At 36.8% G+C, this 13,034-nt stretch carries 13 protein-coding genes and 3 pseudogenes; 15 read left to right on the top strand and 1 reads right to left on the bottom strand.

Annotation, left to right across the window (positions count from 1 at the left end; genetic code table 11):
* Positions 1 to 58 precede the first annotated feature (58 nt).
* The 15 genes and pseudogenes from ACFIN0_RS08860 to ACFIN0_RS08790 form a co-directional block, all read left to right on the top strand.
* On the top strand, positions 59 to 742 hold the full coding sequence (locus ACFIN0_RS08860) for a DNA adenine methylase (RefSeq protein WP_375702356.1): 684 nt from the start codon (positions 59 to 61) through the stop codon (positions 740 to 742).
* A gap of 488 nt (positions 743 to 1,230) precedes the next feature.
* Positions 1,231 to 1,449 carry a TA system antitoxin ParD family protein gene (locus tag ACFIN0_RS08855; RefSeq protein ID WP_375607422.1) on the top strand — a complete coding sequence of 73 codons (219 nt, stop codon included), beginning with the start codon at positions 1,231 to 1,233 and terminating at the stop codon, positions 1,447 to 1,449.
* Positions 1,442 to 1,726 (top strand): type II toxin-antitoxin system RelE/ParE family toxin, encoded by a 285-nt coding sequence (locus tag ACFIN0_RS08850; RefSeq protein ID WP_246054788.1) that lies wholly within the window; start codon positions 1,442 to 1,444, stop codon positions 1,724 to 1,726. The genes ACFIN0_RS08855 and ACFIN0_RS08850 overlap by 8 nt, the downstream gene beginning before the upstream one ends.
* A gap of 859 nt (positions 1,727 to 2,585) precedes the next feature.
* Complete coding sequence (locus ACFIN0_RS08845; RefSeq protein ID WP_375702355.1) at positions 2,586 to 2,840, top strand: carboxymuconolactone decarboxylase family protein; 255 nt, start codon at positions 2,586 to 2,588, stop codon at positions 2,838 to 2,840.
* On the top strand, positions 2,803 to 3,282 hold the full coding sequence (locus ACFIN0_RS08840) for a carboxymuconolactone decarboxylase family protein (RefSeq protein ID WP_375702354.1): 480 nt from the start codon (positions 2,803 to 2,805) through the stop codon (positions 3,280 to 3,282). The genes ACFIN0_RS08845 and ACFIN0_RS08840 overlap by 38 nt, the downstream gene beginning before the upstream one ends.
* Before the next feature lie 86 nt (positions 3,283 to 3,368).
* On the top strand, positions 3,369 to 3,782 hold the full coding sequence (locus tag ACFIN0_RS08835; protein WP_375702353.1) for a hypothetical protein: 414 nt from the start codon (positions 3,369 to 3,371) through the stop codon (positions 3,780 to 3,782).
* On the top strand, positions 3,757 to 3,990 hold the full coding sequence (locus ACFIN0_RS08830) for a hypothetical protein (protein ID WP_375702352.1): 234 nt from the start codon (positions 3,757 to 3,759) through the stop codon (positions 3,988 to 3,990). Before ACFIN0_RS08835 ends, ACFIN0_RS08830 begins: the two co-directional genes overlap by 26 nt.
* Before the next feature lie 291 nt (positions 3,991 to 4,281).
* Positions 4,282 to 5,085, top strand: coding sequence for an AfsA-related hotdog domain-containing protein (locus tag ACFIN0_RS08825; protein ID WP_375615133.1), 804 nt, complete (start codon positions 4,282 to 4,284; stop codon positions 5,083 to 5,085).
* 11 nt (positions 5,086 to 5,096) lie between these two features.
* A complete protein-coding gene (locus tag ACFIN0_RS08820; protein WP_375607429.1) occupies positions 5,097 to 5,258 on the top strand; it encodes a hypothetical protein in 162 nt (53 codons plus the stop codon).
* 294 nt (positions 5,259 to 5,552) lie between these two features.
* Positions 5,553 to 5,939: a hypothetical protein gene (locus tag ACFIN0_RS08815; protein WP_375702351.1), complete on the top strand. Its 387-nt coding sequence runs from the start codon at positions 5,553 to 5,555 to the stop codon at positions 5,937 to 5,939.
* 84 nt (positions 5,940 to 6,023) lie between these two features.
* Positions 6,024 to 6,782 (top strand): HAD family hydrolase, encoded by a 759-nt coding sequence (locus tag ACFIN0_RS08810; protein ID WP_375702350.1) that lies wholly within the window; start codon positions 6,024 to 6,026, stop codon positions 6,780 to 6,782.
* Positions 6,783 to 6,934: 152 nt separating this feature from the next.
* Positions 6,935 to 7,689, top strand: a pseudogene (locus ACFIN0_RS08805) (SDR family oxidoreductase).
* Positions 7,690 to 7,700: 11 nt separating this feature from the next.
* Positions 7,701 to 8,633 carry a DMT family transporter gene (locus tag ACFIN0_RS08800; RefSeq protein WP_375702349.1) on the top strand — a complete coding sequence of 311 codons (933 nt, stop codon included), beginning with the start codon at positions 7,701 to 7,703 and terminating at the stop codon, positions 8,631 to 8,633.
* A 13-nt stretch (positions 8,634 to 8,646) separates the two neighbouring features.
* Positions 8,647 to 8,724 (top strand): annotated as a pseudogene (locus tag ACFIN0_RS08795) (Killer protein); the annotation flags it as partial.
* Positions 8,725 to 8,742: 18 nt separating this feature from the next.
* Positions 8,743 to 8,847 (top strand): annotated as a pseudogene (locus tag ACFIN0_RS08790) (transcriptional regulator); the annotation flags it as partial.
* A gap of 1,361 nt (positions 8,848 to 10,208) precedes the next feature.
* Here the strand turns inward: ACFIN0_RS08790 and ACFIN0_RS08785 are convergent.
* Positions 10,209 to 13,034 (bottom strand): type ISP restriction/modification enzyme (locus ACFIN0_RS08785; RefSeq protein WP_375702348.1); only part of this gene is annotated, 2,826 nt, incomplete at its 5' end.

Raw genomic sequence — 13,034 nt, 5'->3', positions numbered from 1 at the left:
TTTAAAATGAGACAATCTTAGGTTATTCGGGACTCTCATTCAATATGAATAACGATAGATTATCATTATAAATCAATACGTTGTATCTTTAAGGAGAAAATTAGTTCCTTTATATGAAGTGATCAATGATCGTTCAGGTGATGTGGTGAATTTTTTTCGGGTGTTGCAACGCCATTATTACCCTTTCATGGATCTGTTGGAGTTCCAGGTGAGTAGCCGTGAGGCGTTTGAACGGTTACGCACCCAAGATCCCAAGCCCCTGACAGATTTAGAGCGGGCATTGCGGTTTTTATATCTGCAGCGGTTGAGTTTTGGTGGCAAAGTGGCAAAACAGACGTTTGGAATTGATCCACACCGTGGTGCACGGTTTAATAGTCTCAAACTTGGAGCCTCCTTAAAGCTTATTTACCGTCGTTTAGCAGGTGTGACCATTGAACATTTAGATTGGTTTGAGTTTATTAGGCGCTATGATCGTCCCAACATCTTGTTTTACCTTGACCCGCCTTATTGGGGTGTTGAGGATTACTATGGCAAGGATTTGTTTAAGCGAGAGGATTATCAGAGGATGTCCACACTGCTTGCACAATTAAAGGGAAAGTTTCTTCTGTCACTCAATGATGTGCCGGAGATTCGCAAAAGCTTTAGCCCATTTAAGATAAAAGAGGTCACCATATCTTATACATGCAGTTCAAATAATCCAATTCCAGCTCAAGAGCTCATCATCTCAAATTGCGACTTTTAGCAAAGGAGAAAAAGCTGCCTTAAAGGGTCTTTAAATGATCTTTGAAAGGTCTTTGAAGACCCTTTGAAAACCCCTTTAATTTTTTAAAAAAGACGTGAATTTTAAAAATGAATTGCTGCAAAACCTGCTGACAAGCTACATACAAGACATATAGAATCAATAATTTATAGCACGACAAAAGTGCTGTGGCGGAGGGGGTAGGAATGCTATATTTATATAAAATCAATAGATTATATAGAAGTTCGGGAATTTTGATTCCGTTGATTCTTTTAACTTATTTTCTGCCTATCCCGAACCTTTTTAGAGCTTATTCTCGATCATTTAGTTCTAAATTTATCTTTTATTTTCTCTTCTTTCAGATATTAAGAAAGATGGCTGTGAGAGAAGGAATTGTGTTAGAGATCTGCTAGGGTTATTGTGTTTCAAAGGTTGCTTTTTAACGCCTTTTGAACTATATTACCACCTTATTGTAAGGTAGGAGTATAGTCATGGCTACAACTGTTAAACTATCTGATGATCTCATTAATGAGGCTAAGCGTTACGCGTCTGTTTATAGCCGCTCGGTTCCTAAGCAAATTGAATATTGGTCGCGTATGGGCAAAATAGCCGAAGAAAATCCAGATCTCTCCTTTCAATTTATTCAAGCAATCTTACTTGGACAACAAGAAAATGCACATGGCGATGTAACAGCATTCGAATTTGGCTGAATCTATGCAAGTTTTACAAACCCATTCATTTAAAAAAACTGTCAAAAAACTGCATGCCAACCAAAAACAAGATCTAGATCAAGCTGTTCGCGTCATTATGAAAACGCCCACCATTGGTCAAGCCAAAACAGGTGATCTTTCTGGTGTTTTTGTCTATAAATTTAAAATGGCCAAGCAATTGACGCTGCTTGCTTACAGCTATGAAGATCACACGATTACTTTGACCTTGTTAGCACTTGGCTCTCATGAAAATTTTTACCGAGATCTTAAAGCATAATATATTTTACAACTTGATAGAGGCACACAGCATTAATTTTACTAAAGTTCTCCAGTGCTAGAGGTATTAAACCAAAATTTATAGACATGATCAAGCTATATTGGGCACCTAATTGCGGCATAATATTTTTAGCTAAACCGATTGGAGGACTTTGCAGCAAAGGAGTACTGCACTCATCTGCTATTACATACCTCTAACTTGAGTTAAAAACAAAGCTCTTCCGTACACCCCAACAAATGGCTTTGTCATGATAGAACTTTATTAGATTAGAGGTAAGTCAGTAGCATCTGTTATAAATTTAACGCTTCGCACTTTCCTCGGTAAATTCAAGCCGCAAAATACTAAATACAATTAAGTCCTATAGCTCAATGCGCACATAATCATGCATGGTGTTTCTACGCTCAACAAGTTACACCTCAGTTCTCTTGCGCAAATACGAATAAGAAGGGTTTAATTTGCTAATTTTAGCTCAGTCTTAAGTACAACGTCTGGAAAGGCTACACGTGCCTGCTGCATCAACGTAATATTAATGCCATAGAAAAATCCCTTACTATCAGCTTCATAAAGATTGCCTATAATGTAAAAAATGAAAAATAATATAAAATAAATTTACAAAAATAATTGACTAGGATATTAAAGCACAATAACGATTCATGCAATGCAAGTCCGCAAGAGGAGATAAGGTATTGCATTTTAATTGAAGGTTTAGTTTTTAAGGAAAGTAAAAGCCTTATCCAACTAAGGCTCCGTGGGGAGGGGGCCATTACATGCAAGAACAAACATTTGTAAATTATAAGAAAAATGCTTATGAATTGGGCGTGGAGCGTTTACGCTAGAGATCCCTTCAATTCTTGAAGAAATGGCCGATGTTGCCCCTGATCTCGCAAAATTCATCATCTCTTTTGTGTATGGAGAAATTTATGAGCGACCTCACTTAACAAGCCGTATTCGGCAGCTTGCCACCGTTGCCATCTTTGCAACTCTCGGTAATGCAAGACGGCAACTCAAATTCCACCTTACCAGTGCTCTTAATATTGGGTGTAGTCCTGCTGAGCTGATTGAAGTAATGGATACAGTTGGCACTTTATGCAGGGTTTCCAGCAGCCTTAAATAGTGTTTTTGCTGCAAAAGAGGTCTTTGATGAAAAGCAACTAGACTTCATATCTAGTTGCGGCTCGCCATTAGTATGCGAGGATCGCTACGAATCTGGACTGAAGGCACTAGAACATATTGATGGCCCCGATGGACAAATGATTATTAAGACACTGGGTAGCATTGCTCCAGACTTAGCTCGTTTTGTTGTTGAGTTTGGGTTTGGTGATATCTACACACGGCATATCCTCAACTTCTTTGAACGGGAAATTATAACGGTGGCAGCGTTAGGAACTGCGATTCCACAGCTGAAGCTGCATATACAGGGTCTGCTTAATGTAGGTGGCACGCCCGAACAGGTGATTGAATTAGCAATTCACATTGCTCCTTATGCAGGCTTTCCTGCAGCGATTAATGTCGTTGAAATTGCTAAAGAAGTTTTTGCCTCACGCAAGGAGACATAGAGAAATTTATTTGCCAGCAACATCATTATTATCAAAAGCGTGATACTTACGAATTTAATTTTTTTCTTAATTTCAAGGAGAATTTAATGTCTACACCGTATCTTTTAATTACAGAAATATATCCTAAAGAAAACCAAACTCTTACAGTAGCTAAGAAATGGAGGCAGATCACAGCAGAAAAATCTGAGCAGCAGGCTACGGTGTTTGTATCTCTTGATAATAGGACTGTTCTGCAGTTGAGAGCCTTGCCCTCATTAAAACAGATTGAGAGCTTGCCGGGGATATGGGAGCTTGAATTAAAATTATTGGGAGAAAATCTTGTGAACGACTTTCGTCGTCAACTTTTGACCTATGTTGAATCGGTAAAAGTGCTCAAGCAGTCTTTGCCTAGCACACCGTATCTGCAGCTGCGTCATATTGAGGTTCCTCCAAGCCGTTTTACCTCCTACCGCCAATGGCGAGACAAAACTATTTTTGACCTTAGTACGCAAGGCATCTGAGGTTGAAGAGTTTATTGCTTATCATTCCATCATTAGTACAGAGCTGGGTGTTATGTTTCTCTCCGGTTTTTCTGTTGATCCTGAGATCTATAAGAGCCTTTTTTCTTCTCCGCGCTATCAAGAGATATTTAAAAAGGCCGGAGACAATTTTATCATGGGTGGAGAAGGTGGACTTTATACAAAAATTTACAAACGCTTTATTAATTAACAACGAACTACGGCGACAGCTGTAAAACTAAGCTGCAGCTTTTGGTTTGAGTGGAGGGTAGTGATTGCTAAAAATGAGCGCTTACTCTTCTATAATATTACCGAAAAGCCATGTATGTTTTAAGTAATGTAATTATTTTGGTAAATTTTTGCTTATATTTGATCAATAACGTAGTTACCGATTTTTAAAGCCATATAATAATTTTATGAAGAGTATGTTTTTATTTCAAATAAATCAAAGAGATATAAAAAGAGAGTTAAAATTAGTTATAATTTTGAGGCAGGGAGCACAATGAAAAATACATCTAATAAGAAAATTTTTATAGTTGGCAATAAATTTCATGAATTTAGTATACATGAAAACGTTAAGACTTTTGGGGAAATTTTAGAGATGATACGTACAAATTCCTTTGCCAATTTACCTAGTAATAGTCAACTTGTTAGCGGTCAAGGGTTAACAGAAGTTCAAGCTCAAGCTCTTTATGACCAAGGACTATATCCACTCGCAGCCCACGGGATTGATATTTCTCCTCTACTACAGCGTCCACTTCGCGTTAGCCGCCTGCAAAGTCATAAGCACTACATCAGAAATGCGATTATCTCTCACCCGAAACGTTTAGATGAGCATAATTTTGAATCTCACTTAATATTGGATGAACGGTCAGAACTAATGAATGATCATCAAACTGGACAACATATACAAGGTATGGTGTTGATTGAAGCAGCTCGTCAAATGTTTTTAGCAGTTACTGAGGAATATTTTATCGGAGATAACTGGACGGAGCTGTATTACTTTGTGTTAAATAGCCTGGCTGCCAATTTTACAGGGTTTGTATTCCCTCTTGACGTTGTTTTTAACTATCGAATTAACTCTAGCGATATATCCAGATTATCTCGCCTTCACTTCGATATAACTATATCAGTTAACCAAGGCGACACGAGCGTCGCTACTCTTTCCTTTCAGTTTACTGCTTATCATGCAGAAAAACTAAAGAAGAATGAACACAAACAAGCGATTAAATTTCTTAACAAGCAAACAGGTAGGGACTCTGTCTCGCGGAAAGCTGAGAACCTTGAAAATGTTTATCTTGCGTAGAGGCATTATCTATGAAAACAATAATGTACGAACTAAGTTTGACTACACAAGGACCGACTTATCCCCCGAGCGAAGTAATGGATGAAAAGGGAAATTTTATTGTTATTGGACAAATAAATCGCATGAATTCCCATGGAGAACTTACCTCAGAGTGGGGAAGAGCTTTGGTATAAACCTCTACTGTAACTCCTGAATTCGGCAAGAATGCTCCCTACGATATCATAAAAGAACTTTCAGATCCTCTTTCTAGTAGTGATGCCTCTCTTGTATTACATACTCTGCCCTTACCATTACCATGCAATAATTATCCAGTAATATTTGCACCAGCGCAATGCCCCAATGCGAAAAATATTTATCTGCCAAGCTATGGCTTCCATGAAGTACCAATACCAGACGCTCGAAACCAAGATGGTAGAAAGATTACTGCGCCGATAACCCTTGAACAATGGTGTAAAGCGAAAGGATCCATGGAAGTTTCCGTCCCTAACGACCAACGAACAGGACATTTTCGTTTTGAATTTTTGGGGTTAATTCCTAACAGTCTTTACACAATTATGGCACTACGGCAACATGATCTGAATCCCCATGCACCTACACGACCCGGCCCACTTGGTCTTCCCAATATACTACTGGCAGATGCTGATGGGCATGCCTTTTATCAAGCAATATTACCCAATCCGTTTCCATCTGTGAACGATCCCTCTGCTAATCGAATAGTAAATATCGTCTTGCTTTGGATGAGTTATCAAATGAATCGAGGCGGTGCGATCGGATGGTATGGCTTAGGAGGGGATGTCCACGCGCAGCTAAAGCTCAAAAAAACAGGTTTCTGGGAATTCACAACAAAGGATTAATATTACGAATAAATCATATCCATGCTTATAAAGAACAAACAACATTATAAAGTATTTAATTTTTTTTGAAGGGAGAAATTAACAATGAGCCTTGCGTATGCATTCTTCGATGTAGATGGCACCCTTATTCGGAGCAAGAGTATGCTCGCTTTCCACGATTTCTGGTATAAATCTTGGCTAAGTTTTTCAACCAACGCTCACCAAGAGGAATATGCAGATACTACTGCTATTTTACGTGCACACCATGATAACCAGAGTCCGCGCAGCGTAATAAACCGTCGCTTTTATGAATTTTTTGCCGGACGTGCTGTAGCAGAAGTAACAAGATGTGCAGAAACTTGGGCAAAGCGCGCGTTGATTAATCCTACTTTCTTAATCCAAGAAGTAGGAACAGAACTAAAATCCCATCATAGCCAAAAAATTGAGCCGGTCTTAGTATCCGGCTCTTTTATAGAAATTCTAGTCCCCATTGCAGAACATCTAGGTGTACCTTACATCTTGGCCACAAAACTATTGCATGATGGGCAAAAATATAATGGCCGTTTCGTCCCTCCGCAAACGATCGGCGTTGGAAAAGCGCTTGCGATTCAGGATTTTATTGAAAAACATGGTGGTGACCTTAAGAACTGCTGGGCCTACGGTGATGATATTTCCGATGAGCATATGCTGAAGCTTGTAGGTCATCCTGTCGCTGTTATTGGCGATCCTTTGCTTGAGGCGTATGCTCACAAGCATGGTTGGCGCTGTTTAAATCTACCTAAAGAATCACAAACTCTAGCATTCTCCTCTAAAAAGGTATTTCCTTTTAATGAGACGTCTTTACATGAAATATCAGTTCTTTAGTTATTCAACCTAATCACAATAAACTTTAAGGCTATCTTATTATTTAAACAATTTAATAATACTCAATACATTAAACATAATACAGTAATACATAATGCATGGCTAAAAATAAACTAGCTGAATATTAATGATTACAACTTCAGGTATAGAAAATGCTAAACGAAATGATAAAAAACACGACCGGAATTTACTCACAACAACAGAAACGTATTTTAGTCACAGGAGGCGCTCGCGGCATCGGTAAAGCAATTGTTCTAAACTTATTGAAAAATGGTCATAAGGTAGCAAGTGCAGACATCATTGACATAGAACTACCAACCTCCATCGATACGGCAAGCTTATGTAAATTGATTGTTGATATCCGCGATAAAGAAGCCATTGACTCTTCTGTCCATAAGGTTATCTTAGAATTTGGTGGTCTTGATGTCTTAGTTAATGTAGCAAGCATTTGTTATAGTGGCGATCCAGAAACAATTGATGCTCAAGAATGTGCTGAAACATTTGATGTGAATATTAAAGGAATGTTCTATATAATAGCTGCTACTTTACCCTATCTAAAAAAGGAGATTCGCGCCGATATTTAAATATTTCATCCATATGGGGTGTAGAATACAATCCTTCTTTAATTTCATATTCTTCTTCTAAATTTGCTGTAGAGGGCTATAGTGGTGGGTTGCGCTTATGGGGAATGCCACAAAATATTCGTGTTTGTTCAATCCAAGTTGATAAAGTTAATACGGATTTTCGTCGCAATTTTAAAGGATTCCCAGAGATACCTCCAGAGAATCTTGCCAAAATGCTTCACCCAGATGACATTGCTTCCGCGGTCAACTTTATTCTTTCCTCATCTAATACCGCACAAATTTCTTCTATACGTCTCGATGCTCCACTTTGGTATCAAATATAAGGATCTATCCAATGAAAATCACGCCCAGAATAGCTCTTGTCTTAACCCTCGTAGGAACATTTTTTTGGGGTTCCAATTTCCAAGCCACTAAGATAGCTTTAACAACTGTTTCTCCATGGACAGCTTCTTTTGAGCGGTTTCTCATTGCCGTAATCGCCATATTTTTAATTATGATTTTCAAAGAAGGCTTGCGGTGGCATGTTTTATCGCAAAATTTTATTTCTTATATTTTCCTAGGGATTATCGGTGTGGCAGGGTTTAATGGCGCTTTATTTGTTGGCTTGCAAACGTCAAATCCCATAACAGCCTCCCTCATCATGGCGACAACCCCTATTAGTGCTAATATTATTGAAGCTATCATGAATAAATCTTTCCCAACCTGTGAGAGGGTTATAGGGATGCTCATTAGCATGTTCGGGGTCTATTTAGTCATAACAAATGGGAAATTTTTGTCTAACCATGTTTCCTTTGCCAAAGGAGATATTATGATTCTTTTAGGTTCCATTGGTTGGGCGTTCTATACCGTGGGCACGCGGTCATTTGTCAAGAACGCAACCCCGCTTGAAACAACAAGCTGGACGATGCTCTCTGGCACCGTCGCCCTTGGCGTCCTAACCTTTTTATTCGAATCCCCTCTTCAAGAAACGATGTCTATGTCCGGCGCTAGTTTATTCGCACTCCTTTGGATAGGGGTTGCAGGATCAGTTTTAGCCTACCTATTTTGGAATATTGGAATAGCGATCCGAGGTCCGGGTAAGACGGCGATATTTTTCAATTTTGTACCTATTTCAGCCTTATTGGTGCAAATCCTGTTCGGCTTCATCCCTCAAATCATGCAAATCATAGGCGTTTTTGTTACGATTTTTGGAGTTCTAATCGGACAAGGCTATATATTCAGCTTACTAGGATCTAGAAAAGCCGTTCCCAATGCGCATAAAGAGTAATATACTTTTTAAGATGAATGGAAATTGGCGTGTTATTTTTCGCTTTATCGGAACAGATGTGGAGCTTGTTGATTATCAAGATTACCATTGATGAAAGGAATGAAAACAAATGACGCATAACCCCGCCCATTCTAGTGAAGTTCTAAAAGTAGCTTTTTTAGAAGAAATGGGGATAACAATACAAAAATTAGCGTATTGTCTTCATATAACAAAATACGTATTTATTGTCAAATAATATTTTATCTTTTTTTGATATTTTTTTGTATTTTTTAAATACGTTGTGTATTGATAATATCTTATGATTATGAATTGCTTCTTTTATATTTATATGCGTTTAAAGCTATATTATGGGCTTTATGAAACGATTGCGTTATTTTCTGAATCTATACATTGATAATATTTAGAAACGCTCTCATAGTGCGTATTTTTAACTTTATAACCTATCAGTTTTTTTCACTAAATGAATTTTAATTTTTTTGTGAATTTTTTTTATAACACATTTGCAACTTAACAGCTTTTCATAGAGATGGTCTTTATAACCAACCCTTTCATTTGCATTATGATTATAAAACCTTGCTGTTTTTATGCATTCTCTATAGCTGTTATATGCTTTATAGCCATGGCATCATTTTTCATGTTCATAAGAGAAACGATAAATAGGATAATTACGATTTATAGACTGTTATGAAAACATCTCAATAGAAACTGATAATTATAGAGATGAGCAAAATCTCTTTTAATAGACCGTGTCAGTGTTGTCAGTTCCTTTTAAGACCCTCTATTATTTTTTTTATGAGTAAAAATTAAAAACATTATATTTCAATAGTTTAATATCTTTAAAACATAACCCATATCAAGAGTACAATCTTGAAAGATAACCAATGATGTGAATTGATTAAAACCTGTCAGTTATGTGTCAGTAAATTGAACTGACAAAATAGATTATTTTAGTGAGTGATTAAAACGTGCTTTATGAAAAGCATATGCTCCTTTAAAGCCTTTTCAAAAGATAGTTTGTAACGCATAAGAAGTACTATCAAGACCATTATGGTTATGAGTTTTGAAGATTTTGAGTATTTTGAGGGTTCCTTTTACGCCCCTTTATATATTATTTTTCAATCAAAAAATAAAAGTTATTATATTTCAATATGTTAATGCTTTAAATAAACAACCTATATTACACACAACACGTAAATACAATCTGTAATATATATAAAAAGGGGTTTTGAAGGTATTTTGAGGGTGTGAGAAACCTTCAAAACCTATAAGTAATATAAGAAAATGAATATACATAACTCTCTTTAAACAAAGCTATCATTTTAGATTACGGTATAACCTCTTAAAGGCAATGTAAAAAAATTTAATTCACTTTAGATAGGGTTTCTTAAAAGTCTTAAAGGCAATCCAAATAAAAGTATCTAAAAGTGCAAGTTTCTTCTTTTTAGAATAACGCATATAAGCACTCTTTTTAAAGATTGTATCTAATCAACTTAACAAGAGAGGTATAGATTATGGTTATAAGCTCTATACCCCTTATGCGTTTATCATACCCATTATGTGAGCATGCTTTATAAGTTATTCAGTTTCTTTTAATACCAAATTTGGTAAGTTCTTAACGATTTTCATTGTCTCTAAACTTACGGTAATAACCCTCTGAAATAACTCTAGAGGGTAGGCAGGGTTGCCAATGGTTTCAACAGCATAACGATTGGCATCATTAACAATGCCACTCTTTTTATCAGTCTTTACGCATTGACGCCCCATAACCCATTCAAGAGCGGGTTTACCATTGACGATATACTCATAAGCTTCTTTAGGGATATCTGTCATGGTAATATTGCTATTATAAATAACAGTGGTTTTATCTTTCTCTTTACCTGCTTTTGCAAATTTCATTTCAGTTACATAATAGAATTTTTCGGGATTAGAGATATCTGTAACTTTTGGATTACCCTTTTTAAAGATCACTGGATAAGGTTCTACATCTTCATAATTTACGTGCAAATGACCGAGTTCACGCCCTGCTGTTACAAACTTCCAAAAATCATCAGCACTCTTTACACAAGGGATACGAGGCAATTCTTTGCATAAATTATCAGCATAACGAGAGCGATAATCTTCTGAATGAAGCAAACCGTAAACATAATAGAATAGATCATCTTTAGTGATAGTTTCATTAGGATAAGCCATTTTAAAATACGCTAATCCTTCATCCGTAATGGCATCACGGCGTTGTAAACCAGCTGTTGTGCTGTCTTCTGTAAAGTCTGTAAATAAATGGGATTGTTTTTTGTTTTTATTCTTTGAAACTGTAGTCTCTTCGTAAAAATATCTTGGAAAGCATTGACCTGTATCTATTGCGTGAAGGTTAGGTAAATCCTTACTCATCAAAACAGAAAAGCCACTTCGTGCTCCTACAGTAGAAATTTGTATTACCTTATTATCAATCGCTTTTCCCATTGGGAATATACGCGGCATTCTGTAAACACCGTCGTTGAGATCCCGATTATAATAAAGCCACTGCTTAGTAAAAGGACGATAAAGGCTTTGAGTAAGGCAATCACCTTCAAAGTTAAAAGTCTTGCCTTTGTCCAAGTCTCGTTTGAGATTATGACTCCAACTAATTTTGCTTTCATCCAAATTGACAAAATTATTTACAGCATTTTTACGTATCTTGCGATCAACATGTTCATAAGCATTATTAAAACGTTCCACTTCGTTGTTATAGAATGTAATCATATTACTCATGTTGGTAGCTAAAGCTTTATAGCTTGAGGCATAAACCCAAAGATCACGACTGGTCATAATACCACGGGAAAACGTTTCAAAGAGTTTTTTCCCATGAGGTTTCTTAACACCTATAGCTAAGAATGTTTCAAAACTGTTATCACGTTGATTAATCCAATCACCATGTTCATCCGGTGTAATCATTTGCCAGCTTTGTTTACGTGTAATACCACCAACACTACCAAAGTATTGAAGCGTCTCAAGTTTTTTTGCGGTGGAAAGATTATCTCCAATATCATGATAGTAAATTTTACACTCTCCAGCAACATTGGGATTTTTTATAAACAAGGTCACGGCAATACCCGTCATACTACCATTACCAAAAACATTTTCTCCTTCTTGAGCAGCTCCATTACTTAACATATTTTTACGAATATCCCCCCGTAAATTAAGTACATAAATACTTGTAAATTCTTTGGCTAAAGATTTTCGTAAACTGTCCATTGTTGACTTTTCTATATAACCAGAACCAGAAACAAAACCAATTACCCCAGCATTATCAATACGGTCACTAGCCCAACGAATAGCACGAATATAACTATCATAAAGCGCTCGTATATTCGTTACTTTGGATTGAGCAGCGTAGGTTTCACGAATACGATTATCTAATATGGGATAGGGAGTGTTCTTTGCATTATCGTTTTCATTCTTTTGTCCTACCGAATAAGGAGGGTTACCAAAGATAACTTCAATATTTAGTTTCTTTTGATGCTCTAAATATTCACTGTTTTCTTTAAATAATTTTTGCAGAAGGTTTTTCTCTTCAAGCATACGGAAGGTATCGGTCAAACCAATATGCTTGAAAGGAATATACTCACCTTTCATAAGACTATGATACGTTGATTCAATGTTAATCGCTGCTATGTAATAAGCGAGTAAGACAATCTCATTGGCATGGATATCATGACGGAATTTATATTCCATATCCTCTGGTTTGATGAGATTGGATTGTAAAAGCCGTGTGATAAAGGTCCCAGTACCCGTAAAAGGGTCAAGAATAGAAACATCCCGTGATCCCAAGCTTTTTCCAAACTCATTACGCAACACATCATCAACAGAATGAATGATAAAATCAACAACTTCAACGGGCGTATAAACAATCCCAAGCCTATCTGTTGTCTTTTTAAATGCCTTAGCAAAAAAGCTTTCATAAAGCGTAATAATAAGATTTTGCCTTGCTTGTGGTGTGGTAATCCCAGAAGCACGAAGCCTTACACTGTTATAAAACTCTTGTAACTCCTTGGATTCTTCCTCGATATTCGTTTTATCGAGTTCTGTTAAGATTTTTTCCATGGCTTGCGAAATGGCATTGTTCTGTACAAATTCATTGCCCTCAAACAAGGCTTCAAACACAGGACGGGTGACAAGATGTTGTGCTAACATCTCAATCGCTTCCTCTTGTTTTATTTCACTGTTTAAGTTGTTCTTTAATTCCTTATGAAAGGCATCAAAAGCATGAAAGGCTTCACTGTTTTCATCAGCAAGCAAGTTTTGGAGATGCGTGATATGGTTTTGTGCAATCTCAGCAACATTGCCTGCCCAATTTTCCCAATAATCCGCAATAGCAAATTTCTTCGCAATAAGGGTTTTCAAAGCATTGGGAAACTCTTTATA

This window comes from Bartonella sp. AA89HNZF, from assembly GCF_042196905.1.
In the GTDB taxonomy this organism is placed as follows: Bacteria; Pseudomonadota; Alphaproteobacteria; order Rhizobiales; family Rhizobiaceae; genus Bartonella.
This window is presented reverse-complemented; position numbering and strand designations above follow the sequence as displayed.

Coding starts and splice junctions, on each gene's coding strand:
- ACFIN0_RS08855 (WP_375607422.1), top strand. CDS start 1,231: ATGGCTACAACTGTTAAACTATCTGATGATCTCATTAATGAGGCTAAG.
- ACFIN0_RS08845 (WP_375702355.1), top strand. CDS start 2,586: ATGGCCGATGTTGCCCCTGATCTCGCAAAATTCATCATCTCTTTTGTG.
- ACFIN0_RS08835 (WP_375702353.1), top strand. CDS start 3,369: ATGTCTACACCGTATCTTTTAATTACAGAAATATATCCTAAAGAAAAC.
- ACFIN0_RS08825 (WP_375615133.1), top strand. CDS start 4,282: ATGAAAAATACATCTAATAAGAAAATTTTTATAGTTGGCAATAAATTT.
- ACFIN0_RS08820 (WP_375607429.1), top strand. CDS start 5,097: ATGAAAACAATAATGTACGAACTAAGTTTGACTACACAAGGACCGACT.
- ACFIN0_RS08815 (WP_375702351.1), top strand. CDS start 5,553: ATGGAAGTTTCCGTCCCTAACGACCAACGAACAGGACATTTTCGTTTT.
- ACFIN0_RS08810 (WP_375702350.1), top strand. CDS start 6,024: ATGAGCCTTGCGTATGCATTCTTCGATGTAGATGGCACCCTTATTCGG.
- ACFIN0_RS08800 (WP_375702349.1), top strand. CDS start 7,701: ATGAAAATCACGCCCAGAATAGCTCTTGTCTTAACCCTCGTAGGAACA.